Source organism: Pseudomonas sp. Q11 (assembly GCF_024494355.1).
GTDB classification, from domain to species: domain Bacteria; phylum Pseudomonadota; class Gammaproteobacteria; order Pseudomonadales; family Pseudomonadaceae; genus Aquipseudomonas; species Aquipseudomonas hefeiensis.
The window spans coordinates 130,337-149,109 of record NZ_JAKNQY010000006.1 but is presented as its reverse complement, the minus strand read 5'-3'; the positions used below and the strand labels follow the sequence as shown (position 1 = coordinate 149,109).

Genomic DNA, 18,773 nt, shown 5'->3' with positions numbered 1-18,773 from the left:
GCCCACCATGTTGAACGAAATTTTTTCCGACGAGCTCCCTCGCGCCCTGCAACATATGCTTGAACGCGATCAGGCTGACGGCCCTACCACCCTTCCCCGCCGCAGCTTCCTCAAGATTGTCGGCATCGGTGGCCTGGCCCTGGGCGCTTTTCCGCACCTGGCCCTGGCGCAAGAAGCCAATGGTGCTGCCGTAGGGCCGCTCAAACCGACTCAGCAGCCTTCCGCATTCGTACAGATCGCACCTGACGGCATGGTGACGGTGACGATCAACCGCCTGGAGTTTGGCCAGGGCGTGCAGACCAGCCTGCCGATGATTCTTGCCGAGGAACTCGATGCCGACTGGAATCTGGTGCGAGCCCGCAACGGCAGCAGTGACGGGGCTTACCAGGATCCGATCTTTGGTATGCACCTCACTGGCGGCTCCAATTCGATCAAGAACAGCTATACCCAATACCGCGAACTGGGTGCCCGGGCTCGGGCAATGTTGCTTGCTGCTGCGGCAGCGCGCTGGAACGTGGACGTGGCCAGCCTGAGCACCCAGGCCGGCATGGTGCTCGGTCCAGCCGGGCGCAAAGCGAGCTACGGCGAACTGGCCGAAGCCGCAATGGCGCTGCCCGTGCCGGAAACGATCACGCTCAAGGATCCCAAGGACTTCCGCATCATTGGCCAGGCCACGACACGCATCGATGCGAAGGCCAAGAGCAGCGGCCAGCAGGATTTTGGCATCGACATGCACCTGCCTGGGCAGCTCACTGCCGTGGTCGCCCGACCACCGGTGTTCGGTGCCCGAATCGCCTCTTTGGATGACAGTGCGGCGCGTGCAACCCGGGGTGTGAAAGCCGTGTTGCGCGTACCGCTTGACGGCGGTGCCGAAGGTGTTGCGGTGGTCGCCGACAGTTACTGGCAGGCAAAGCTGGCACGCGATGCGCTGAAAGTGGAGTGGGATGTGAACGCTGTAGAAAAAGTGGACAGCGAGAAACAATTGGCTCAATACCGGGAACTGGCCAGCCAGCCCGGCCCGCTGCACTTTGATGCTGACATGACGCCGCTTGCTACCGCGCCGCATCAACTGGACGCCGAGTTCGTGTTTCCTTACCTCGCCCATGCTCCGATGGAGCCCCTCAATTGCACCGTGCAGCTAGCGGGCGATGGCGCCCAACTGTGGGTCGGTACGCAGTTCCCCGGCGGTGATGGTGCCGCGGCTGCCAAGGTGCTGGACCTCAAGCCAGAGCAGATCAAGGTGAACGTGCAGACCGCCGGCGGTGGTTTTGGCCGGCGCGGCGTGCCCACCAACGATTTCGCCGTGCTGGCTTGCGAGGTCGCCAAGGCCGCACGCACCGCCGGGGTCAACGCCCCTATCCGCACCCTCTGGAGCCGGGAGGACGACATCAAGGGGGGCTACTATCGCCCCATGCACCTGCACCGTGCGCGCATCGGATTTGACGACAACGGCAAGGTGCTGGCCTGGGATCACGCCCTGGTCGGACAATCCATCATGACCGGTACGGTGTTTGGTGGGCGGGTGAAGAACGGCATCGACCCTACCGCGACTGAAGGGATGCGCAATCCCTATCCGCTGCCGATGCGCCTGACAGTTCATCACCCGAAACTCAATGTACCCGTGCTGTGGTGGCGCAGCGTGGGTTCCACCCATACGGCCTTCGTGATGGAAACGCTGATCGACGAGATCGCCCGGACGACCAAGCAGGATCCAGTGGCTTACAGGATGAAACTGTTTGGCGATCAAAGCCCACGCCATCGTGCGGCGTTGCAGTTGGCGGTGGATAAGAGCGAGTACGGTAAACGCCCGCTACCTGCTGGTCATGCCTGGGGCGTGGCGGTGCACGAGTCGTTCAGTTCGGTGGTGGCTTACGTCGTCGAAGCGTCGGTGCAGGACGGGCGTCCGGTACTGCACCGGGCGACCGCAGGCGTCCATTGCAACCTGGTCGTCAACCCACGCAGCGTGGAAGCCCAGGTACAAGGCGCTGCGCTGATGGGGTTGTCGATGTGCCTGCCGGGTGGCGCCGTCACTTTGAAAGACGGCGTCGTGCAGCAGAGCAATTTCGCTGACTTCAGCGTGCCGCGCATCACCGACATGCCGGAGTTTGCCGTGCACATCGTGCCAAGCGCCGAACCACCCACGGGGATGGGTGAGCCCGGCCTGCCGGCGTTGGCCCCGGCTTTTGCCAATGCCATTGCCAGTCTGACAGGCAAGCCAATGCGCGAGCTGCCGTTCAAGATGACGTGACGGAGTGAATTTCCAGATGCACTATCGTACGGGGATGTACGAATAGCCCCTGACCATTGCTTTTCCTTCCTGCATATTCCGAGCCCGAATAAGCTCAACCATGTGTTCCTGAGTGTATTCAACGAAATACTCGTTACCCTCCTCGATCTGGAGGTTCAGGAATACGTTTCGGGGATGGTTGTTCTGTCCAGCAGCTATCTTGTGCTGGCCGGGGCTCACGAAGACCCAGGAATAGGTCCGTTCATTGAGGCCCACTACCGCGCTGTCATTAATGCTGAATATGCTGTCATAGAAGCTGCCTTGAATGACATGCGTCCGCGCCAGATAAACGAGCGCTTTACCTTGAGGTGGCAACGGAGGCTCGAAATAGGGCTGGTTGGAAGTTGTATGGCCGCAGCCGGTCAATAGGAGCAGGAGTACCAGCCCTGTTATTTTTTTTATTGTCGCGCTCATTTGTTCTGCCCCAACAACTGATTGATCACCGGCTCCATTTTTTCCTCGACCGTTGCCACTTTAGACGGATCGAATCCTCCCTCCCCCGTCAGATGATAGTGCGCAAAGCCGATTTTTTGATTGCCCTTATAAAGAGAAATACTGGCATCGGACAGGTAGGCAGAAAAATCCCACGAGCGAATCGCGGTGTAGGTCAAACGGTACTCGCAGGTGCTCGGCACAGATCGGGTATAGAGATGGCTCTCGATATGGTGCTTGCGTAAGAGGAGTTGCAAACCATCGACAAAGTCGCTAACGACAACTTTTGGATTCTCTTCAATACAAATCTTCGAAATTTGATATTGGCGCTCTACCGGTTCAACTTTAATGTTGGTACACCCGGCCAGTATCAATAAAAAACTAATCACAAGCGCTCTAAACCGCACACTTTTCTCCAAACTAAAAAAAATATCAAAATGATGGCGTCCTGCTAGGTCAGGTGCGTTTTGCCGTCGATCGCCGGCCTTCTTTACCGGGTGTGGATTGGAAAGACCCAGCGAGAAAAACCTCAAACCGCCTCACCTTTACGATGAAACGCCTGCCCCAACACCGCCAAGCGTTCCGCCAACGGTGGCAGGCACTGGCTGCTCCGAGTCAGAATGCCAATGTTATCGGCGTTGCGCTCAGCGACGGCCTGGACACTTTGCAAGCGTTCATTGATGCCCTTCGAGGCCTCGGACTGTTCCTGGGTGGTGCTGGCGATCAGGTCGTTGAAGTGGTTGATCGCCGCGATGTCCTCTACCACTGCATGCAGCAGTTGCGAGGCGAGGTGGCTGGCCGATACGCAGCGTTGTACCCCTTCCTGGCTGTCTTGCATGGCGAGGGCTGCCTGACGGCTGCCCTGTTGCAGCTTGGCGATGATCTGCTGGATTTCCGTGGTGGACGTTGAGGTCTTTTGCGACAGGGTCCGGACTTCGTCCGCCACTACCGCAAAACCGCGTCCTTGCTCCCCGGCTCGGGCGGCCTCGATGGCGGCGTTGAGGGCCAGCAGGTTGGTTTGTTCGGCGATGCTGTTAATGACGTCCAGCACCTGGCCGATCTGTTGCGCTTGCTCGGCCAGGCCTTGCACGGTTTCGTTGGTCAGGTTGAGGCGACCGGCCAACTCGACAATCTCCTCGCGGCTCTGGTCAACGGTGCTGCGCCCGCGGCTGACCTGTTCACTGGCCTGGCCGGCGCGTTGTACCGTCTGGCCGACATGCCCGGCAATGCGGTCCATGGCCTGGACCAAATGGCCAATCGCGCCGCTCATCTGTGCCACTTCATTGAGCTGATGCCTGGCGCCGTGCTCCAGTGTCTGGCCGACTTGAGAAAGGTCCTGGCCCAAGTCCGAAAGGTTGCGGGTATCGCGCACCACGCCGTCTACCAGATTGGTGATCTGCTGCAGGAAATGATCGAAACGCTCGGACGAAGAGACTTTGTCCCCCCGGTTGCGCTGGGTCTGGGTGTCACTGCTCAACTGCATGGCGGCGGCCAACACTTTGTCGAGCACGTCCTGATTGTCTGTGGCGTCGACCAGGCTCTGGTTCGCCAGGTAAATCAGGATCACACTTTCCACCACCACGTAGAAGGCATGGATGAAGATCATCGCCCAGCCGCTGTGGCCATCCATGACGAACACCGGATAGCCTTGATGCTGGAGCCAGTGAAAACCGACGTGGTGAACGGCGATGGTGACGGCGGCCACTACGATTGGCAGCCAGTCGCGGTAGAACGTCAGCACCGCCAGCAGTACGAAAATCCCGAAGTGAAACTCGATCACGCCACGGGTCTGGTTGATGTGCAAAGCCGCCATGACCATTAACGCCACGGCGATGACACAACGCATGGCGCGGGTGCCGGCCAGGCCGCGATAAAGCACGGTGGTCACCAGGCAAGTCGTCGCCCCTACCAGCAACGCCTGGCTGAACGTCGAATGCATGAATGCCAGGCATAGGGAATACAGCAGAGTGAGCCAGAGCAGCCCCAGCATGATGCGATCAGCTTTACGGTAGTGATCGTTAAAGCGCACGGGCGATGTCATGGGGCTGTCCTTTTCGGGGGCTTGGAGGGTCCGTTACCAATGCTGGTCTCAGGTCTTATCGGCGTGTCGGAATGGAACTGTAGCTGATTACCCTCGATTAGTGGCACTGAGCCATCTACCTTTTTCTACTGGTCTTTGCTTTATGATGTTCGCCATCTCAATCCCAGACCTGATGGAACCACCATGACTTTCGATTTCGACACGGTATTGGAGCGCCACGGTACCGGTAGTACCAAGTGGAGTCGCTACCCCGCCGATGTGTTGCCCATGTGGGTGGCTGATATGGATTTCCCTGCTCCGCCGGTGGTCATCGACGCGCTGCACAAACGTCTCGAACACCCGATGCTCGGCTACAGCGTGGCCCAGGACTCACTGCGCGCCGCCATCGTTGCGGACCTCTGGAACAAATACGCCTGGCGCGTCGAGCCGCAGCAGATCGTCTTCCTGCCGGGTGTCGAACCAGGCTTCAACATGGCGCTGCATGCCCTGGTGGAGCCGGCGCAGAACGTTGTGGTACAGGTGCCCAATTACCCGCCGCTGCGCAATGCCCCCGCTCACTGGCAACTGAACAAGGTTGAACTGCCGTTCAACCCGCTCAACGGTGAATTTCACACGCCCCTGGCCGCGCTGCGCGACGCGTTGCAGGGTGGCGGTGCATTGTTGCTGAGTAACCCTCACAACCCGCTGGGCAAGGTGTTTGCCCGGGGAGAACTCAAGGCCGTGGCGGATATCTGCCTGGAGCAGAATGCCTGGATCATCTCTGACGAAATCCATGCCGAGCTGTGCTTTGATGGTCGTGTACACATCCCCACCGCCACCCTCAGCCCGGAGATTGCCGAGCGCACCATCACCCTGATGTCGGCCAGCAAGGCCTACAACATTGCCGGGCTGAAAACTTCATTCGCCATCATTCAGAACGCCAAGATCCGCGAGCGGGTCAACGGCGCCCGGGCCGGCATGGTCGATAGCGTCAACGCCTTGGGCCTTGAAGCGACCCGCGCGGCCTACAGCGAAGCTGGCCCGTGGCTGGAAGAATTGAAGACCTACCTGCAAGCCAACCGCGACTACCTGGTCGACGCCGTGAAGACCCGCCTGCCAGGCATCACCATGACCGTGCCCCAGGGCACTTACCTGGCCTGGCTGGATTGCTCGGGACTGGGGTTGGACGACCCGCAGGGCTTCTTCCTGAAAGAAGCCAAGGTAGGACTGAGCGCCGGACTGGATTTTGGCGACGATGCCGGGCAGTTCGTGCGTTTGAACTTCGGCTGCCCACGGGCGCTGCTGGAGGAAGGAATTACGCGGATGGAGCGAAGCCTGAAGGCCAGAGGCTAATTCATCCACTTGACTGGAACTCATCTGTGGCGAGGGGATTTATCCCCGCTGGGCTGCGTAGCAGCCCTAAAACGGATCACTCGGTGTGTCAGGCTAATTTCATGGGCTTTTCATTGGGGCTGCCGCGCAGCCCAGCGGGGATAAATCCCCTCGCCACAAATAGGTTCACCCAAGAAACTGGGTGCTCAGTCACTCATCCATATCCGGCGCATAAACAAAGCACAACTTGTTCCCCTCCGGATCCCGACAATATGCCCCGAAATACCCTGCCGAGTATTGGGGGCGCGGGCCCGGCGGGCCTTCGTCGGTGCCGCCCAGGGCAATGGCCTGGGCCCAGGCGGCGTGCACGGTTTGCGGTGAGTCGGCGGCAAAACTCACTTGCATGCCATTGCCCCAGGTCGCGGGCAAACCATTGAACGGCAGTTGCACGAACACCTGGGGCCAATGCTTGCCAGGTTGATGCCAGCCTTCTCCCGGCGGGCCCGAGTCGTTTTCGCTTGGCATGCGCACCAACCCCAGGCAGCCAAGCACGGCATCATAAAACGCGACCATGGCTGGCAGGTCCCGCGCACCGATCTGTATGTGACTGAACATATGCCCCGCTCCTTATTCGTACTTTCCCAACATTAGCCGATGCTGATCATCGATCAACAAAACGCCTCGCGCTCATCGACCGGGCATAGAATCGGACCGAACTCTGCGTGAAGGCACACAGTCCACCCTCCATCGCCAACCCATCCAGCGTGGAGAATGACATGACTGACTACCCTACCCCGCCCTTTCCAAAACAAAGCCAACCGGTGCCCGGCACTCAACGCAAGATGGACCCGTATCCAGACTGCGGAGAACAGAGCTACGCCGGTTCCGGGCGCCTGGAAAGCAAGATCGCGTTGATCACGGGCGCCGACAGCGGCATCGGTCGGGCCGTGGCGATTGCCTTCGCCCGCGAGGGCGCAGACGTTGCCATTTCCTACCTGGACGAGCATGAAGACGCCAGGGAAACTGCCCGTTGGGTAGAACAGGCCGGCCGCCAATGCCTGTTGCTGCCCGGCGATCTGGCGGACAAGGCCCAATGCCGCAAGATCGTCGACGAAACCGTCGCCCGCTTCGGGCATATCGACATTCTGGTCAACAACGCCGCGTTCCAGATGACCCACGAAAACCTGGAAGACATCCCCGACGAGGAGTGGGTGCGCACTTTCGATATCAACATCACCTCGATGTTCAGGATCTGCCAGGCCGCCGTCCCGCACATGAAAGCGGGTGGCTCGATCATCAACACCAGTTCAGTCAACTCCGACATGCCCAAGCCGACTCTGCTGGCCTATGCCACCACCAAAGGCGCCATCGCCAACTTCACTGGCGGTCTGGCGCAGATGCTCGGGCCCAAGGGCATCCGAGTGAACAGCGTGGCGCCAGGGCCGATCTGGACACCGTTGATTGTCGCGACAATGCCTGAGGAAGAAGTGCAGAATTTCGGTTCCCAGACGCCCCTTGGTCGCCCTGGCCAGCCGGTGGAAGTGGCACCGATCTATGTACTGCTGGCTTCGGATGAGGCGAGCTACATTTCCGGTTCCCGGTATGGGATTACGGGCGGCAAGCCGATCCTGTGAGTCCCGCAGTGATACGCAGTTGTTGTGGTGAGGGGATTTAACCCTCGCCACAAATATTGTGAAGTGTGTTGGGGCGGCCGGCTCACTGCTCCTTGGCGATCACCGAAATCTTGCCGTTACGTTCGATAATGGCGAACTTGATCTGCTCCAGTTTCTCGATCCCCTGGCTCGACCGTGCCGCTTCCATGATGTCTTCTTCTATGAGTCGGGCATGGCGCATGCGCGCCTTCAGTATTCGCCCATCCTCCACAATAATGGTCGGGCCGCCATCAATCAGTTGCGAGACCCATTGGGAGCGTTGCTTGAGCAACGACAAGCCCACATCGATGGCGATCAGCGTCACGATCACCATCAACGAATTGGTCAACGAGAAATCGTCCCCCAGCAATGCCTGCTGGGTGGCCTCGCCGATGATCATCAACAGGACAAAATCAAACGTGGTGATCTCCGCCAGCGAGCGACGCCCGGCGATCTTGAACAGCACCAGCAACGCCACATAAATCGCGGCAGCTCGCAACACAGAGTCCATACGTCACCTAGGGGAAAATGAATTGATCGAAACTGACCGCGACGCCACCGGGCGTGGCGATACGACTGTGATAGCGCCCCAGCCCATCGCCCAGCAGTGACAGATACAGGCTGGCCTCTCCCTTGGCATCCGCCTGGACCCAAAGCTTCAGGCCCCGCTCCGCACTCGCCGAGCGCACGGGCTGGGGCTGGAGGGTTTGCACTTCGAAACCCTCCAGCCACTGGCCGACCAGTTCCACCTCCAGCACAGCGTTGGGCTGCCCCTTCAGATGAATCACCATGGGATTGGTGGAGCCGTTGCGGTGGAACATTTCGTACTCGACGCCAAGTCGGCCATCACCGCTGCGTACATCTCGGGTGCTCAACGGGCCACGAGAGAACAGGCCAAGCAGCGTCAGGATCACCAGCAATACCAACACGTACCAGCCCACCCGCTCGAAACGCCAAACCTTGAGCTGGTAGGCCATGTCTTCGTGGACCGGGAACTCGCGGCTGCGCAATTCCTCGGGTTCAGTGGGATGGCTCATGGTGCTCCCCTATCTGCGCTCACCCGCCAGCGCGCGTTGATGAAAGTGCCGCAACTGCACAAGCGCATGTTCGGCGGACCACAGTTGGACCTGGTTGCGCGTTCCGAAAAACCTTTCCTGGCGACTGAACAGCGCCCGCTCGCCGCCCATATCGAACGCCCAGGCAAAACAGACGGTGCCGGCCGGAATGCCGTCCATGTCATCCGGCCCGAGAATGCCGGTGGTCGCCACGGCGACGTTGGCATTGGCGTCGCGCAGGGCGCCGAGGGCCATTTCCTCGGCCACCTCACAGCTGGTGAGATTGAAGGTCTCGATGGTGCACGGGTTGACCCCCAGCAATCGTTGTTTCGCCTCCGGGGAATACACCACGTAACCGCTTTCAATCAGCGAGCCGCTGCCGGGCACTTCGGCCAGCAGGGTGACGATCTTGCCGGCCGTGCAGGACTCGGCCGTCGTCAGGCGCAGCCGGTGTTCACGCAAATAATCAACCAGGGAGCAAGCAACAGTCATGGCATACAGTCCTTCAGGAGGTGCTGATGGATTGACCCCGGCCGTATTGATTCATTCCCTCTGATCATGCCGCCCCACGCGACCTCCAAATAAATGAACCCCCGGCCGATCCGGTACCTCAAATCCGTATGGGCCTCACCAGAGGCTGTACTGATCAGGAGGTCGCCATGTCCGCCCCTTTCGTCAAACTGTTTACCCATCCCGAGTTTGCCTGGAAAGACATCCGCGAACAGGAGCAAGCTCAGCCGCGCCATTATCTGGCTCATCTGCTGTTACTCGCCCTGATTCCCGTGGTGTGTTTGTTCATCGGGATCACCTGGACCGGCTGGAGCCTGGCCGAAAATGAAACGGTTCGGCTCAGCACTGCCAGCGCCCTTCAACTGTGTGTGCTGCTGTACCTGACCATCGTGGCCGGCGTAATGCTCATGGGGGTGTTCATCCGCTGGATGTCCCGCACCTTCGATGCCCGTCCGACGGTCAACCAGTGCATCGGTTTCGTCGCCTACACCGCCACGCCATACTTCCTGGCCGGGATTTTCGGGCTCTACCCCAACCGCTGGCTGGCGGTGATCGTGCTGGCAATGGCGTCGGTGTACTCGACCTTTTTGCTGTTTGTCGGACTGCCCAAGTTCATGAATCTCAACAAGGACCAAGGCCTGTTGTATTCGGCCAGCGTGTGGGGCGTAGGACTGTTGGTGCTGGTGACCATCCTGGTGGAAATGATCCTGCTGTGGTTCAACGTGTTGCAGCCGGAATATCTGCGCGTGCCAGTGAGCTGATGAGTCCGGGAGGCACCGAGCAAGGCTACTTATCGGTCTTTTTCATACCAATGCGCCGGCGCATGTCGGCGGTGATGCTTTGGCGGGTCTTCTTCAAACCCGCCCAAGGCTCGTGACCCACTTGCGCCAAACGCTCATGGACGTTGTGCACGTTCCACAGATTCGCGCCTTTGAGCTCGGCCACTTCCTCGCGAAAGATCGGCACCGACACGGGCAACCCTTCACGGGTACGGGCGGCATAGGCGCAGATGGTGGTGGCGCCAAGACCGTTACGCAGATAGTCGATGAAGATCCGCCCTACCCGGTTCTTCGGCCCCGAGACCGCCGAGAATCGATCCGGCAACAGCTTGGCCATGTGGCTGACAATCGCATGACTGAAGCCCTTGACCTCGTCCCAGCCCAACTTGCGGGTCAAGGGCACCACAATGTGGATCCCCTTGCCGCCGCTGGTCTTGAGAAATGCCTTGAGCCCCAATTCATCGAGCACCGACAAGGTCAGTTGCGTCGCCTCCACCATGCTTTTCCAGGGCAACGCTGGATCGGGGTCAAGATCAAGGACGAAGCGATCAGGCTTGTCCAGGTCCACCGAAGTGGCATTCCAGGTGTGCAGCTCCACCGTGCTCATCTGCACCGCGCCGATCAACGCTTCGGGGTTATTGATGATCATCACCGGCTGTCCGGTCACGGATTTGTCCAGGCTGGTGATGCCCGGGATCGCCAGACGCTCGGCGTTTTTCTGGAAAAACAACTCACCGGCAATACCATCCGGTGCCCTGACCAGTGCCACCGGGCGCTCGGCCAGTTCCGGCAGAATGAATTCGGCGACGCTGGCGTAGTACTCGGCCAGTTGCAGCTTGGTCGTGCCGCTGCTGGCATCGATGACACGCTCCGGGTGGGTGATGCGGACCTTGCCGTCCATGGCTGGCGGCTGAGTGGCTTTGCTCTTGGCTTTGGTTTTCGTGCCGGATTTGGTTGGCCCCGCTTCAGGTGCGTCTTTGGCTGGGGCTTTGGTTTTTTCGGCGGTCTTCTTCACGGGTTTGGCAAGCTCCTGGGTGATCGCCTTGGCCGGTTTATCGTTGCGCAAACCATGAAACACGGCGTGGCGCACCGAGCCTTCCTTGGTCATCTCGGCAAACGCCACTTCCGCCAGCAAAGTCGGCTCAAGCCAGTGCACACCTTTGGCGTCATATCCGGTGGGTGGGTTGACCACCGCAGTCTTCTTTCTTTCCAGGGGCAACAACTGTTGGTGAATGCTTTTGAGGGTTTGTTCGTTGAACCCTGTGCCGACCTTGCCGGCATAGCGCAGTTGGCCGCTGTCGGCATCGTGCAGCCCTAGCAACAAGGCACCGAAGCCGTTGCGGGCGCCCTTGGGGTCGCTGAAACCGACGACGATGAACTCCTGGCGATTCTTGCACTTGAGCTTGATCCAGTCGTTGCTGCGCCGGGAAGCGTAGGCACTGCCCATTCGTTTACCGATCAATCCTTCCATCTGCATTTGGCAAGCGCTGTTGAGCAAGGCTTCAGGGGTTTCTTCAAAGGCATCGGAAAAACGCAGCAACGGATCTTCGTTGCGCTTAAGCACCGCGGCCAACGCGGCCCGGCGTTGTTCCACCGGCACTTTGCGCAGGTCCATGCCATTGAGGTAAGGCAGATCGAACAGGTAATAAGCGATCTTGCTACTGCTGCCGGCGTCAAAAGCGTTCTGCAGGGCCTGGAAGTCTGGAACGCCTTGCTCATTGGCCACCACCATTTCACCGTCGAGCCAGGCGGACGCCAGTCCCAATCCGGCCAGCGCCTCGGCCTGCTTGGGCAGCTTGTGGGTCCAATCATGGCCGTTGCGGGTGATCAGTCTGACGTCGCCGTTTTCAATACGGGCCATGACGCGGTAACCGTCGAACTTGATTTCATAGAGCCATTCGCCGTCAGGCGCGCTTTCCACCAGCGTGGCCAGTTCCGGTTTGAGCGTCTCGGGAACGGGCCCGGCAATCGCGCCGCTGAGGGTGGTTTTCGAGGTTTTTTTCGGCGACTTCGCCTTGGTGGCCTTTTCAGGTGGCTTGACTGCCTTGACCTCGGCGGCTGCCTTGCCACGGCGCCTGGGTACGATGGTGCGATCGCTGAGCACGCTGTCCGGCTCAGCCTGGACCACGTCGTATTCGCTTTCGGGGCGGGCCGCCGCGTCCTGGTGCTTGATCAGGAACCACTGCTCCTGCTTGCCGGGCATGTGGGTACGCACCAGGTTCCACAGGCCGCTGAGTTTTTCCCCTTGCAGCTCGAACTTGAGCCGGCCTTTTTCATAGGCCTCATGGACATCGCCCTGGGGAATCCACACGCCGCGGTCCCAGACAATGACGTCGCCAGCGCCATAATGGCCTTCGGGAATATTGCCTTCGAACGTTGCGTAATCCAGCGGATGGTCTTCGACATGCACCGCCAGGCGCTTGACCTTGGGGTCCAGGGACGGCCCCTTGGGAACCGCCCAGCTCTTGAGTGCACCGTCCAGCTCCAGCCGAAAGTCATAATGCAGCCGCGAGGCGTCGTGTTTTTGAATGCAGAACTGCAAGGCATGGGCGGTTTTCGCCGATTTGCGTGAACGCTTGGCCGCCGGTTCCGAGGTGGCGGAGAAGTCACGCATCCGGTTGTAGTCATCCAGGGTCTTGCTGCTCATGGACCACCTGCCACTTGCAACAGCGAGGGGTTGGCCACGGGCATCCCGGCAGTTTCTGACAACAATTGATCGACGACCCGGCTCAATGCATGCTCGGTGGAGTCGCCCAGCAGCAACCCTTGTTCGTAGAGCACGATTTGCCGATCAGCGCTGGTGCCTTCCTGGACGATACGGCGTGCTTGCTTGAACACATCCTCGACGCCCAGGGCGGCGGCCGTTTCGCCAAAGGTCTGCTCCGCCAGTGTGATCCATTCCCCGATCATCATCGGCTGCTCCTGCCCCTCGAGAATGAATTCGGCGAGGATTCCATGACGCTTGGCCCGCCAGCGATTTTCCTTGAGGATCCAGTGGGACATCAGGCTGAAATCCGCGCCGGGACGCGGCTGCGCTATGGCATGGGTCACCATCAGGCGAAACAGCGAGGCCAGGCACAGGACATCTTCAACGCGCGGGCAGGCATCGCAGATTCGCAGTTCCAGCGTGGGATAACGCGACGAAGGCCGCATCACCCACCAGCAATCGCTGGGCTGGCGAATGGATCCGGTGCGCATGAGCATGTCGACGTAGCCGGCAAATGCCGACTCGTTCTCGAAGAACTCTGGCACGCCCATGCGCGGCCATTCATCGCAAGCGACCTGGCGATAGCTGCTGAACCCACTGTAGGCGCCGTTCCAGAATGGCGACGAAGCGCTCAGGGCCAGAAACATTGGCAGCCAAGGCAGCACCTCGTTCATGACCCGCACCCGATCCTGATCGGCCGGTACCTCGACATGTACATGCAGACCCGAGACCACGCTCCGGCGGGCTACCCGTTGGTAATCGTCGAACAGTTGCTGGAAGTGCAATTCGTCGGTGGGTTGCAGGCCCAGGGTTGCCATGGGATGAGAGCCGGCGCTGAGCAGGCCCAGGCCATGGGGTGCCAGCCGCTGGGTCAGGCCTGTGCGGACTTGGGAAAGGTAATCGGCCGCCTCGGGCAGGTTGCGAAAAACAGGCGACGCCATCTCGATCTGACACTGGAACATTTCATGGGCGAAATGCTTGCCCAGGAGCGCCTGACACGCCACGACAACCTCTGCCGGTGGCTGGTCTGGCATGCAACGGGTTTGCAGATCGGTGATGAAATACTCCTCTTCAATGCCGAACTTCAGTCGCCTGTTCATCGATAGTCCCTCCGATACCCGCGCCGATGCGAGTTACAACCAACGCCACCACGGCGATCCTTTCCACGTCCTGGTAACCCGGCGTGAGCAGTTCCTCACCAAACACGTCCGGGTCCAATTCCTTGTAGGTCCAGCCGAAATCCGGCGAGTCGCGCCAAGGCGCCAAGGCCTCGAGAAACGGATCACGACCATCGACCATCGCCACGCCGGTGTAGAGCACCAGCGAGCCCCCGGGCGTGAGTCGTGGCAGGGCCTGTTCGACGATGCGCAGCGACAGCCCGGCGCCCAGTGTTCCGCCGCCATGGCGGTAGGCCCGTTCGCTGGGGTCAGCCATGTAAGGTGGATTGGCGACGATCAGGTCGAAATCGCCCTCCACATCCTGGAGCACATCGCTGCGGGCGATCTCGACGTTGGATACCTCGGCCAGCGCCGCGTTGACCGCGCTCAGGCGCAGGGCCATCGGATTGATGTCCACGGCCAGCACCTGTGCCTCGCGCCGGGCGTGGGCAATGACCATCGCCCCGACGCCGGCGCCACAGCCAATGTCCACGGCCCGATGCACCGCCGTGAAGTTCTGTTGCAGATAAGTATGGATCAGTTGGGCGAAACGGTAGCTGTCGGGGCCGAAAAACACCGCGTCGTTGGCTTCGGTCGGAAATTGCGAATGGGCGAACAACAGGCCATCCAGGCTCGACCAACGCACGCGGCTGTGCAGCAGGCCGTCGCGCGCTTCCAGCACCTCGGCTTCCTGTAATTGACGCTGTTCATCGGCGCTGATCAGCCCAGGGACAAACGGGCGGGACCAGCCAAACACATCCCTCAGTGTCCTGGAACGTTCATTGCCAGGCCGTTGGTTGACCCGCTCATGGGTCAGGGGCGTCGGGGTGATGAAGCGATAGCCATCGGCTTGCAGGCGCCGTCCCAGTTGCAATAGCGCCAGGTCGGGTTCTGACAGGCGTTCTTCCTGATTCATGCAGGGCTCCTAACGCAGTGCGGATTTGAGTTCGATGAATCGACGCGTCGCCAGCAATCCCGCCGGATGGCTGTGGCAGCGAGCCGAGAGCCAAGGCAGGAGGGTCTGCATCTGTGCGTCCGGCGTCTGGCCGCGCAGGGTCTGTTGCAGGCTCTGCACATCGGGATCCTCGATCGGCATTTGCGGCTCGCAGGCCGCGCCATGGCTGCGTCGTGGGCTTTTCCTCGCCCCGGCCTTCATCCAGTCACCGGCGATCCAGTCGTGCAGCAACTGTTTTTCATAGGGGCTGAACACACCGAACATGGCCGCGCCCGCCCCTTCGATCAGCGTCCAGAAGCGGCTGTTCTGCGGGTCTTCATGACGTTTGATCCAGCCTTTGTTTTGCATCGCTGTCAGGAAGCCTTCCAGCTGTCCTGGGGCCGAGAGCCATTGATTGACGGTCTTGCCTTCGAACTTGCAGTAGTCGGAATGCATGTGCTGGCCGAACGGACGTTTGCGTTCGAGCATGTCCAGTACTTCGCGATACAGGTCGAACGACTCGATGATCGTCCGGCTGCCTTGCCCCAGGTCATTGAGGCGATAACCCAGGGTGACCCGTCGCCAGAAGTCTTCGCGGTCCGCCTCCACCGGCATCAGTTGCAGCAGCGACTGGATGGCCTTGTGGGCATGACCGGTGCTCGCATTGTCAATCGTCACGTGGAGGGTGAAGTAATAGGGGTCGATGTCCAGTTCGCTCAGCTCATAAGCGCTGATCAACAGGTGCAGGGGCAATTGTTCGTAGCCCAGGTTGTAACCGATCACTTCGGGCAGGTATTGATCCCCGGCGTACCCCAGGGCCAACTGAACGGCACCTTGCAGGTAGCGATCGTCTTCAATGTCCGGCGCGTCCGAGAGGTCGTGTTCGGCGAGCAGCTTGCGATAGATCACCACATGGTTCTGCGACGGATTGCCGTCCCCCAACTCTTCCAGATAGGTGCACAACAGCCCTTCAAAACGGTGGTCGTGCCAATGCTTGAGCACGCCATACAACCAGGCGCCGTCCACCAGTTTGGTGGGCGCGACGGCCTGCAGGAAATACAAGGCGTGGGCCTTGCAGGTGAAAAACTCTCGTGGGCCAGCGTTTTTGCGTCGCTCCAGGTAGTCGGCGTACTGGCGGGCTACACCGGCTCTGTGCTGCTCGACCCAGGTTGGCAGGGCCATGGGATCATCTGGCGTTTCCAGGGGCAGTGCCGCAGCCTGCGCCACGCATTGCTGGAGGAAGGCGTGGGCGACGGCTTGCTTGTCAGCATCGTCGGGGCCATGGAGCAGCCGTTCATAGCATTGGCGTACGTTCCCGGCATCAGCAAACGAATGCACGGTGGCAGGCCGGGATTGGAGGGGTGTCAGCGCAGTCATAAGGGCCTCTTGGGTTCTCGGCAGGACGCTGAATCAGCACGTCTCTAATTTTGCAGAGCACCGGAAACGACGAAAAATTCCCTTGAGTTGAAAGGCTGCCGGATAAACGGAGCCGTTGCGCTTCGACGGGAACCCACGCTTGGTTGCGGCCCTCGAATGAGTGACAGGAGCCGGATACTGGCTTCACGGTGTCTGTTTCACCTCGGGGCTATCTCTAGAAGCTATTTCTCAAAGCTATCCCTCGAGGCTACCCAAGGAGCAACAATGATTTTCACGGTATGGGTAGCGGTGCTCGGCGCCGTGTTGCTGACCTTGGCCCTGACCTCCTCCTACCTGCGCTGGATGCCGGTGACCACCTCGGCGATATGCCTGGGCTTGGGCGTTGCTATCGGGCCGGCGGGCCTGGAGCTATTGAGGCTGGACATTGCCGATTCCTCGGCCTGGATGGAGCACCTGACGGAAATCGCGGTGGTGTTTTCGCTGTTCGTCAGCGGCCTCAAGCTTCGCTTGCCCCTCAAGCACCGAAGCTGGCGGGTGGCCTACACGCTGGCCGGCCCAGTGATGATCCTGACCATCGCGGGCCTGACGCTGACGCTGCATTACCTGTTTGGTCTCGGTTGGGGTGTTTCGTTGTTGATCGGTGCGATCCTGGCGCCCACTGATCCGGTGCTCGCGGCGCTGGTGCAGGTCAACGATGCCCGGGATGATGATCAAGTGCGGTTTGGCCTGTCGGGGGAAGCCGGTTTGAACGACGGCACGGCCTTCCCTTTTGTGATCCTGGGCTTGTTGTTGCTACGCGAGGACGACCTTGGCTTTCTCGGTGACTGGATGCTGCAGGATGTGTTGTGGGCGGTGCCGGTCGGTTTGCTCACCGGTTACTGGATGGGCCGGGGTATCGGCTGGTTGACCCTGTCGATGCGCATCAAGAACGCCGACAGCACGCTCTCGCCCAACGATTACCTGGCCCTGGCGCTGATTGCCCTGGCCTACGTCGTGGCCGAAGCCCTCCAGGGTTATGGCTTTCTTTCGGTGTTCGCCGCCGGCCTGGGCCTGCGCCAGGCCGAGGTGCAATCGACGGATGAACACTCACTTCCGGCAGAACACCTGGTGCAACCGGTCGTGGGGCATGAAGCTGTCACCCCCCGGGACGCGGTTCGGGGTGACGCCGAGTCTCTGGAGGATGGTCAGGTGGCCGCGGGAGTCATGATGAGCGACATGCTCGCCTTCGGCAGTCTGGTGGAGCGCTCCATGGAAGTATTTTTGGTGACGCTATTGGGCGTGGTACTTGCCACTCACTGGGACTGGCGGGCGCTGGTCATTGGCGGCCTGCTGTTTGCCGTGATTCGTCCGTTGAGCCTGTTGATGATGCCTTGGGGGCGGCTGCTGGACAGGCCACAACGGCTGCTGATTGGCTGGTTCGGCATACGCGGCATCGGCAGTCTGTTTTATCTGTTCTATGCCGTAAACCATGATTTACAGCCAGAGATGGTGCGGCTATGTATCAATATCACGCTGTCGGTGGTGGCCCTGAGTATTTTGGTCCATGGCTTGAGTACCCAACCCATACTGGCCTGGTATGAGCGCCACAAAAAATCGAGCTGAGCCCTCAGCCCCCTGGATCACTCACCTGGATATAAACCGAGTACACCCCCAGCAACACCCAGAACGTGGCAAAGATCCATGGCGTACGCACCGAAAACAGCAACGACTTGCGATAACCCTTGTGGGTCGATTCCTGCTCGCTGAACAGTGGGGATTCGTCGTAGGCCAGGCCCATTAACGGCTCTGCGCGCAGCAACTCGCTTTGCTTGAAGTGCCAATGGTCGATGATCTGGTAAGCCGCGCGAATCCCCGGCCAGGCGTTGAGCGAGCTCAAGAAACCCAGCAGAGCCAGGAACGGCGGCACGATCAAGGTGAACAACTTGCCCCACTCCGGATTCAGGTTGGCCATGCATGAGGCAAAGGCGATCACCAGGAAAGACTGGGCGGCCAGGTACGCATCGGTCCGATTGGCCAGGATGCTGGTTTCATACTGGATCTCCCGGCGATAAAAATCCAGGCGTTCCTTGGGCGAGCCGAACAGCTTGGCATTGTGTTCCGTCAGTTCTTCATCCGGCGTCTGACTGGTGAGTATTCTGGGCATTGCGCAGGCTGCGCCTCGGGTGTGGGTTGGACTCATTAGAGGAAATGGCCGACAGGCAAGTTCAAGCCGATGGACCAGAGGCAACCTTTGCGTTCACGAAACGCTTTTCAAGTGTCGGGGTCTCTAAATCACCAAAAGCATGAGGAGGGATCTGTGGACTATCTTGGGTGGGTGCAATGGCCAGCGATGGTAGTGACGGTTCTGGCCGCGTGGCTGATCGGTTCGCGCCAAGCTCGGCGGCGGGTAGCCGGGTTCAGTTGTTTTATTGCGAGCAATATCCTGTGGGTCGTCTGGGGGCTGCACTCGGACGCCTATGCGTTGATCGTGCTGCAGTTCTGCCTGTGTGCGATGAACTTGCGAGGGTTCAAGAAAAATACTCAATGAACCT

At 60.0% G+C, this 18,773-nt stretch carries 18 protein-coding genes; 6 read left to right on the top strand and 12 right to left on the bottom strand.

Going from position 1 to position 18,773, the window contains the following annotated elements; translation table 11 throughout:
• The first annotated feature begins 7 nt into the window (after nt 1–7).
• Nucleotides 8–2,248 carry a xanthine dehydrogenase family protein molybdopterin-binding subunit gene (locus MA884_RS09110; protein ID WP_256230148.1) on the top strand — a complete coding sequence of 747 codons (2,241 nt, stop codon included), beginning with the start codon at nt 8–10 and terminating at the stop codon, nt 2,246–2,248.
• Nucleotides 2,249–2,269: 21 nt separating this feature from the next.
• Here MA884_RS09110 and MA884_RS09105 read toward each other — a convergent pair whose 3' ends face one another.
• From MA884_RS09105 to MA884_RS09095, 3 genes are read right to left on the bottom strand one after another with little or no spacing between them, the layout of a single operon-like run.
• Nucleotides 2,270–2,701 (bottom strand): DUF2846 domain-containing protein, encoded by a 432-nt coding sequence (locus MA884_RS09105; protein ID WP_256230147.1) that lies wholly within the window; start codon nt 2,699–2,701, stop codon nt 2,270–2,272.
• On the bottom strand, nt 2,698–3,252 hold the full coding sequence (locus tag MA884_RS09100) for an Sbal_3080 family lipoprotein (protein WP_256230146.1): 555 nt from the start codon (nt 3,250–3,252) through the stop codon (nt 2,698–2,700). Before MA884_RS09100 ends, MA884_RS09105 begins: the two co-directional genes overlap by 4 nt.
• Nucleotides 3,249–4,760: a methyl-accepting chemotaxis protein gene (locus tag MA884_RS09095; protein WP_256230145.1), complete on the bottom strand. Its 1,512-nt coding sequence runs from the start codon at nt 4,758–4,760 to the stop codon at nt 3,249–3,251. Before MA884_RS09095 ends, MA884_RS09100 begins: the two co-directional genes overlap by 4 nt.
• 183 nt (nt 4,761–4,943) lie before the next feature.
• Between MA884_RS09095 and MA884_RS09090 the strand changes: the two genes are divergently transcribed.
• Nucleotides 4,944–6,092 (top strand): MalY/PatB family protein, encoded by a 1,149-nt coding sequence (locus MA884_RS09090; protein ID WP_256230144.1) that lies wholly within the window; start codon nt 4,944–4,946, stop codon nt 6,090–6,092.
• Nucleotides 6,093–6,281: 189 nt separating this feature from the next.
• Here the strand turns inward: MA884_RS09090 and MA884_RS09085 are convergent, their stop codons facing one another.
• Nucleotides 6,282–6,686 carry a VOC family protein gene (locus tag MA884_RS09085; protein WP_256230143.1) on the bottom strand — a complete coding sequence of 135 codons (405 nt, stop codon included), beginning with the start codon at nt 6,684–6,686 and terminating at the stop codon, nt 6,282–6,284.
• A gap of 161 nt (nt 6,687–6,847) precedes the next feature.
• On the opposite strand from MA884_RS09085, the gene MA884_RS09080 reads away from it, so the two are divergent.
• Nucleotides 6,848–7,705, top strand: a complete 858-nt coding sequence (locus tag MA884_RS09080) for an SDR family oxidoreductase (protein ID WP_256230142.1) — start codon at nt 6,848–6,850, stop codon at nt 7,703–7,705.
• An 82-nt stretch (nt 7,706–7,787) separates the two neighbouring features.
• On the opposite strand, the gene MA884_RS09075 is transcribed toward MA884_RS09080, so the two are convergent.
• From MA884_RS09075 to MA884_RS09065, 3 genes are read right to left on the bottom strand one after another with little or no spacing between them, the layout of a single operon-like run.
• Nucleotides 7,788–8,234 carry a DUF421 domain-containing protein gene (locus tag MA884_RS09075; protein WP_256230141.1) on the bottom strand — a complete coding sequence of 149 codons (447 nt, stop codon included), beginning with the start codon at nt 8,232–8,234 and terminating at the stop codon, nt 7,788–7,790.
• Between the two features lie 7 nt (nt 8,235–8,241).
• Nucleotides 8,242–8,760: a hypothetical protein gene (locus MA884_RS09070; RefSeq protein WP_256230140.1), complete on the bottom strand. Its 519-nt coding sequence runs from the start codon at nt 8,758–8,760 to the stop codon at nt 8,242–8,244.
• Between the two features lie 9 nt (nt 8,761–8,769).
• On the bottom strand, nt 8,770–9,270 hold the full coding sequence (locus MA884_RS09065; RefSeq protein ID WP_256230139.1) for a CinA family protein: 501 nt from the start codon (nt 9,268–9,270) through the stop codon (nt 8,770–8,772).
• A gap of 167 nt (nt 9,271–9,437) precedes the next feature.
• Between MA884_RS09065 and MA884_RS09060 the strand changes: the two genes are divergently transcribed.
• Complete coding sequence (locus MA884_RS09060) at nt 9,438–10,049, top strand: Yip1 family protein (RefSeq protein ID WP_256230138.1); 612 nt, start codon at nt 9,438–9,440, stop codon at nt 10,047–10,049.
• Between the two features lie 25 nt (nt 10,050–10,074).
• Here the strand turns inward: MA884_RS09060 and ligD are convergent, their stop codons facing one another.
• From ligD to MA884_RS09040, 4 genes are read right to left on the bottom strand one after another with little or no spacing between them, the layout of a single operon-like run.
• Complete coding sequence (gene ligD / locus MA884_RS09055) at nt 10,075–12,714, bottom strand: DNA ligase D (RefSeq protein ID WP_256230137.1); 2,640 nt, start codon at nt 12,712–12,714, stop codon at nt 10,075–10,077.
• The gene (locus MA884_RS09050; protein ID WP_256230136.1) at nt 12,711–13,874 is read right to left on the bottom strand and encodes a carboxylate-amine ligase; all 1,164 of its coding nucleotides are present in this window, start codon (nt 13,872–13,874) and stop codon (nt 12,711–12,713) included. The genes ligD and MA884_RS09050 overlap by 4 nt, the downstream gene beginning before the upstream one ends.
• Entirely contained in the window at nt 13,846–14,847 is a 1,002-nt protein-coding gene (locus MA884_RS09045) for a class I SAM-dependent methyltransferase (protein WP_256230135.1), read from the bottom strand. The genes MA884_RS09050 and MA884_RS09045 overlap by 29 nt, the downstream gene beginning before the upstream one ends.
• 9 nt (nt 14,848–14,856) lie before the next feature.
• Entirely contained in the window at nt 14,857–16,242 is a 1,386-nt protein-coding gene (locus MA884_RS09040) for an iron-containing redox enzyme family protein (protein WP_256230134.1), read from the bottom strand.
• 264 nt (nt 16,243–16,506) lie between these two features.
• Here MA884_RS09040 and MA884_RS09035 point away from each other — a divergent pair, with 264 nt between their 5' ends.
• The gene (locus MA884_RS09035) at nt 16,507–17,844 is read left to right on the top strand and encodes a sodium:proton antiporter (RefSeq protein WP_256230133.1); all 1,338 of its coding nucleotides are present in this window, start codon (nt 16,507–16,509) and stop codon (nt 17,842–17,844) included.
• A gap of 4 nt (nt 17,845–17,848) precedes the next feature.
• Here the strand turns inward: MA884_RS09035 and MA884_RS09030 are convergent, their stop codons facing one another.
• The gene (locus MA884_RS09030; RefSeq protein WP_256230132.1) at nt 17,849–18,385 is read right to left on the bottom strand and encodes a hypothetical protein; all 537 of its coding nucleotides are present in this window, start codon (nt 18,383–18,385) and stop codon (nt 17,849–17,851) included.
• Nucleotides 18,386–18,538: 153 nt separating this feature from the next.
• On the opposite strand from MA884_RS09030, the gene MA884_RS09025 reads away from it, so the two are divergent.
• Nucleotides 18,539–18,769, top strand: a complete 231-nt coding sequence (locus MA884_RS09025) for a hypothetical protein (protein ID WP_256230131.1) — start codon at nt 18,539–18,541, stop codon at nt 18,767–18,769.
• The last annotated feature ends 4 nt before the right edge of the window (nt 18,770–18,773 follow it).

Coding starts and splice junctions, on each gene's coding strand:
- MA884_RS09070 (WP_256230140.1), bottom strand. CDS start 8,760: ATGAGCCATCCCACTGAACCCGAGGAATTGCGCAGCCGCGAGTTCCCG.
- MA884_RS09035 (WP_256230133.1), top strand. CDS start 16,507: ATGATTTTCACGGTATGGGTAGCGGTGCTCGGCGCCGTGTTGCTGACC.
- MA884_RS09045 (WP_256230135.1), bottom strand. CDS start 14,847: ATGAATCAGGAAGAACGCCTGTCAGAACCCGACCTGGCGCTATTGCAA.
- MA884_RS09080 (WP_256230142.1), top strand. CDS start 6,848: ATGACTGACTACCCTACCCCGCCCTTTCCAAAACAAAGCCAACCGGTG.
- ligD (WP_256230137.1), bottom strand. CDS start 12,714: ATGAGCAGCAAGACCCTGGATGACTACAACCGGATGCGTGACTTCTCC.
- MA884_RS09075 (WP_256230141.1), bottom strand. CDS start 8,234: ATGGACTCTGTGTTGCGAGCTGCCGCGATTTATGTGGCGTTGCTGGTG.
- MA884_RS09065 (WP_256230139.1), bottom strand. CDS start 9,270: ATGACTGTTGCTTGCTCCCTGGTTGATTATTTGCGTGAACACCGGCTG.
- MA884_RS09090 (WP_256230144.1), top strand. CDS start 4,944: ATGACTTTCGATTTCGACACGGTATTGGAGCGCCACGGTACCGGTAGT.
- MA884_RS09085 (WP_256230143.1), bottom strand. CDS start 6,686: ATGTTCAGTCACATACAGATCGGTGCGCGGGACCTGCCAGCCATGGTC.
- MA884_RS09110 (WP_256230148.1), top strand. CDS start 8: ATGTTGAACGAAATTTTTTCCGACGAGCTCCCTCGCGCCCTGCAACAT.
- MA884_RS09050 (WP_256230136.1), bottom strand. CDS start 13,874: ATGAACAGGCGACTGAAGTTCGGCATTGAAGAGGAGTATTTCATCACC.
- MA884_RS09030 (WP_256230132.1), bottom strand. CDS start 18,385: ATGCCCAGAATACTCACCAGTCAGACGCCGGATGAAGAACTGACGGAA.
- MA884_RS09060 (WP_256230138.1), top strand. CDS start 9,438: ATGTCCGCCCCTTTCGTCAAACTGTTTACCCATCCCGAGTTTGCCTGG.
- MA884_RS09105 (WP_256230147.1), bottom strand. CDS start 2,701: ATGAGCGCGACAATAAAAAAAATAACAGGGCTGGTACTCCTGCTCCTA.
- MA884_RS09095 (WP_256230145.1), bottom strand. CDS start 4,760: ATGACATCGCCCGTGCGCTTTAACGATCACTACCGTAAAGCTGATCGC.
- MA884_RS09040 (WP_256230134.1), bottom strand. CDS start 16,242: ATGACTGCGCTGACACCCCTCCAATCCCGGCCTGCCACCGTGCATTCG.